The sequence below is a fragment of the Streptomyces sp. NPDC006207 genome (assembly GCF_040613835.1).
Taxonomy (GTDB): Bacteria; Actinomycetota; Actinomycetes; order Streptomycetales; family Streptomycetaceae; genus Actinacidiphila.
The window spans coordinates 1-4,461 of sequence record NZ_JBEXSX010000135.1; the positions used below are offsets into that span (position 1 = coordinate 1).

Annotated in this window: 3 protein-coding genes and 1 pseudogene; all 4 read right to left on the reverse strand. The window is 72.8% G+C overall.

The genetic code is table 11. The features are described 5' to 3' along the window. Positions 1 to 118: 118 nt before the first annotated feature. Complete coding sequence (locus ABZ312_RS44840; protein ID WP_500358940.1) at positions 119 to 802, reverse strand: response regulator; 684 nt, start codon at positions 800 to 802, stop codon at positions 119 to 121. Continuing rightward, positions 799 to 3,363: a sensor histidine kinase gene (locus ABZ312_RS44845; protein ID WP_500358939.1), complete on the reverse strand. Its 2,565-nt coding sequence runs from the start codon at positions 3,361 to 3,363 to the stop codon at positions 799 to 801. Before ABZ312_RS44845 ends, ABZ312_RS44840 begins: the two co-directional genes overlap by 4 nt. A 100-nt stretch (positions 3,364 to 3,463) precedes the next feature. Then, positions 3,464 to 4,087, reverse strand: a complete 624-nt coding sequence (kdpC, locus tag ABZ312_RS44850) for a potassium-transporting ATPase subunit KdpC (RefSeq protein ID WP_500329333.1) — start codon at positions 4,085 to 4,087, stop codon at positions 3,464 to 3,466. 19 nt (positions 4,088 to 4,106) lie between these two features. Next, positions 4,107 to 4,461 (reverse strand): annotated as a pseudogene (locus ABZ312_RS44855) (potassium-transporting ATPase subunit B); the annotation flags it as partial.

Here is a 4,461-nt window from a genome sequence, read left to right on the forward strand (position 1 = left end):
GCACGTTGACCGCCGGCCCGGCCCGCTCCGACGCGGGTCAGGCGGGCGACGCGGGCGGACGACCAACGAACGCACCCCGCCCGGTGGGCCCCCACCGGGCGGGGTGCGGTGCGTCGGCTCAGGGCTCGAAGCGGTAGCCCATGCCCGGCACGGTGATCAGGTGGCGCGGGTGGGCGGGGTCCGGCTCCAGCTTGTGCCGGAGGGTGGCGAGGTAGACCCGCAGGTAGTTGGTGCGTTTCTCGTTGCCCGGGCCCCATACGTCGCGCAGCAGCTGGCGCCCGGTGATCAGGCGCCCGGGATTGCGCAGCAGCGGGGCGAGCAGCCGCCACTCGGTGGGCGTGAGCCGCGGGGCCGCACCCTTGCCGGAGCGGCGCTCGACGGTGAACGCGCCCAGGTCGACGCGGTAGTCCGCGATGGTGACCGTCTCCGGCTCCTCCAGGACAGGCGGGCGGCGCAGCACGGCGCGCAGCCGGGCCGCCAGTTCGTCCATGGAGAACGGCTTGGTCACGAAGTCGTCGGCCCCCGCGTCCAGCGCCTCGACCTTGTCGGCAGGCCCGGTCCGCCCGGACAGCACGATGATGGGCAGCGGGCTCCAGGCCCGCACGCCGTGGATGATGTCGGTGCCGGACATATCGGGCAGGCCGAGGTCGAGGATGAGGGCGTCGGGCGGCTGCCGGGACACCAGCAGCAGTGCCGTGGTGCCGTCGGGGGCGGTGGCGACGGCGTAGTGACGTGCCGTCAGGTTGATGTCCAGCGCCTTCAGGATCTGCGGTTCGTCGTCGACGATCAGGACGCGCCTCATGTCAGCGCCTCCTCCCCGCCGGTGGGGGCGGCGGGCACGTCGGCCGGACCGCCGGCGGTGGGCAGGGACAGGACCATGGTGAGACCTCCGCCAGGGGTGTCCTCGGGGGTGAGGGTGCCGCCCATGGCCTCGGTCAGGCCGCGCGAGAGGGCGAGCCCGAGACCGAGGCCGGTGGTGTTGTCGGTGTCGCCGAGCCGCTGGAAGGGTTCGAAGACCCTCTCCCGGTCGGCGGGTCGGAGGCCGGGTCCGCGGTCCGCGACGCGCAGCTCGATGCGGGGGCCGAGGGCGCTGGCGCTGACCAGGACCGCGGTGCCTTCCGGGGCGTACCGCTGGGCGTTGGTCACCAGGTTGGCGATGACACGTTCCAGGAGCGGCGGGTCGGCCAGCGCGAACGGTACGTCCGCCAGGCCCCGGGTGGTGACGGGGACCGTGCTCTCGGCCAGGCTGTCGAGGGCGAGCGAGGCCGCTTCGGCCACGGAGGCGGGCTCGAGGGCCAGGCTGAGCGCGCCGGCCTGCAGCCGGCTCATGTCGAGGAGGTTGTCCACCAGCCGGTTGAGCCGGTCCAGGGACACCTCTGCGGTGGCCAGCAGTTCCTCCTGGTCCTCGGCGGAGAACTCGACCTCCCGGCTGCGCAGCGAGCTGACGGCCGCCCAGGCGCCGGCCAGCGGGGTGCGCAGGTCGTGGCTGACCGCCGCGAGCAACGCCGTCCGCATGCGGTCGGCCGCCCTGACGGGCTCCACCTCCGCTGCGGCCTCGGCAAGCCGGGCCCGTTCCAGCGCGGAGGCCACGTGCCCGGCGAAGGCGATGAGCACACGCCGCTCCGATGCCGCCAGGCGGCGGCCGCGCAGGACGAGGACGTCGTCCGGTCCGACGGGCACGGCCACCACGCCGTCCGCGGGGTCGTCCACCGGCACCGCCCCGCCGTCGGAGCCGTGCACGAGCTCGGCCGACTCCATGCCGAAGGCCTCCCGCGTTCGGTGCAGCAGGGCCTCGACGGCCTGGTCGCCGCGCAGGATGCTCCCGGCGAGGGAGGACAGCGTCTCGGCCTCGGCGGTGGCGTTGGCCGCGCGTCTGGACAGCCGCAGCGAGCGGTCCACGATCGTCGCGACGGTCACGGCGACGAGCGCGAACACGGCGAGCGCCAGCATGTTGTTGGTCTCGCCGATGGTGAACCGGCCGATGGGCGGTATGAAGTAGTAGTTCAGCAGCAGGGACGCGGTCAGGGACGCGAGCAGCGCGGAGACGACGCCGCCGATGCAGGCGACGCCGACCACGGTCAGCAGGAAGAGCAGCGCCTCGCTGGTGAGGTTCAGATGGCCCCGGCTGTTGGCGAGCACCGCGGTGAGCAGGGCGGGCAGGACCAGTCCCGCGACGGGGCCCGCCACCTTCCGCGCCGTGGGCAGCGAGCTGCCGGTGGCGGGCAGGAGGCGGCCGCGTCCCGCGCGCTCGTGGGTGACCATGTGGACGTCGATGTCGCCGGAGCGTTCCACGATGGTCTCGCCGACCCCGCGCCCGGTGAGGAACTGCGAGAGCCGCCCGCGCCGGCTGGTACCCATCACCAGCTGGGTGGCGCTCTCGGCCCGCGCGAAGTCCAGCAGGGCGTCGGGGACGTGGTCCCCGACGACGGAATGGAGGGTGCCGCCGAGGCTCTCCACGAGGGCCCGCTGTTTGGCCAGGGCGGCGGGCGAGGCGTCGGCCAGTCCGTCGCTGCGCACGATGTGGACGGCGAGCAGGTCGCCGCCGGCGGACCGGGCGGCGATCCGGGCGGCGCGGCGGATGAGGGTGCCGCCCTCCGGGCCGCCGGTGACGGCGACCACGACACGCTCCCGCGTCTCCCAGACGCGTCCGATGCCGTGCTCGGAGCGGTACTTCTGCAGCGCCTCGTCCACCCGTCCGGCGACCCAGAGCAGGGCGAGTTCGCGCAGCGCGGTGAGGTTGCCGACGCGGAAGTAGTTCGACAGGGCGGCGTCGACCTTCTCCGGGGCGTAGACGTTGCCGTGGGCCATCCGGCGGCGCAGTGCCTCGGCGGGCATGTCGACGAGCTCGATCTGGTCGGCGCGGCGGACGACCTCGTCCGGGACGGTCTCCCGCTGCGGCACGCCGGTGATCTTCTCGACGACGTCGTTGAGCGACTCCAGGTGCTGGATGTTGACGGCGGTGATCACGTCGATCCCCGCCCTGAGGAGCACCTCGATGTCCTGCCAGCGCTTGGCGTGGCGGCCGCCGGGGATGTTGGTGTGGGCCATCTCGTCGACGAGTGCCACCTGCGGCGCGCGGGCGAGGACGGCGTCGAGGTCCATCTCGGTGAAGACGGTGCCCCGGTAGTCGCGTTCCGCGCGGGGCACGACCTCCAGACCGTCGAGCATCTCCTCCGTGAGCGGCCGCTTGTGGCACTCGACGTACCCCACGACGACGTCGGTGCCCCGGGCGCCCCGGCGGCGTGCCTCGTCGAGCATGCGGTAGGTCTTCCCGACTCCGGGGGCCGCCCCGAGGAAGACCTTGAGTCTTCCGGGCCGTCCGCGGGGAGTGCCGGCCGGGGCCGGGACGACTGGCTGCGTCACCGGGAGTCCTTCCTTGTGCGGGTGTCACGCCGCCCGGCGGCGCAGGTGTTCCCTGCGCCGCCGGGCGGCGTGGTACGGGCGGTTCGACGGTGACGGGACGTCACTTCAGCTCGGTGAGCGCCTGGTTGAGTTCCACCACGTTGACGCGCTCCGCGCCGAGGAAGCCGAGGGTCCGGCCCTGGACGTGGTCCTCCACCAGCTTGCGCACGGCGGCGGCGTCCAGGCCGCGGGCCTGGGCGACCCGCTCGACCTGCTCGCGGGCGTACTCGGGCGAGATGTGCGGGTCGAGGCCGGAGCCGGAGGCCGTGACGGCGTCGACCGGTACGTCCTCGGGGGCCACGCCGTCGAACTCGGCGACCGCGGCCCGGCGTTCCTTGATGGTCTTCACCAGGTCCTCGTCGTTCGGGCCGAGGTTGGAGGCGCCGGTGACCAGCGGGTCGTAGCCGCCGGGTCGCGGCTGGAACCACTTCGGGTCCGGCTGGGCGACCTCGTCGGCGTCGTCCGGGTCCTTCTTCGGGAGGGTGAAGTTCTGGCCGATGAGGCTGGAACCGACGGTCTTGCCGTCCTGGGTGATCCTGGAGCCGTTGGCCTGGTCGGAGAACGCCGCCTGGGCGACGCCGGTGACGGCCAGCGGGTACGCGATGCCCAGGAGCACCGTGAACACCAGCAGCATCCGCAGGGCGGCCACGTGGTTGCGGACCACGGTGGGCAGGGAGCCGAACATGATGGGTTGCCTTCTTCTGTCAGCTGAGGCCGGGGATGAACTGGATGATCAGGTCGATCGCCTTGATGCCGACGAACGGCAGCACGAGACCGCCCAGGCCGTAGACCCAGATGTTGCGGGTCAGCAGCGCGGAGGCCGACGACGGCCGGTAGCGCACGCCGCGCAGGGCGAGCGGGATCAGCACGACGATGATCAGGGCGTTGAAGATGATCGCCGAGGAGATCGCCGACGTCGGGCTGTGCAGCTGCATGATGTTGAGCTTGTCCAGGCCCGGGTAGGCGATCGCGAACATCGCGGGGATGATCGCGAAGTACTTCGCCACGTCGTTGGCGATGGAGAAGGTGGTCAGCGCGCCGCGGGTGATGAGCAGCTGC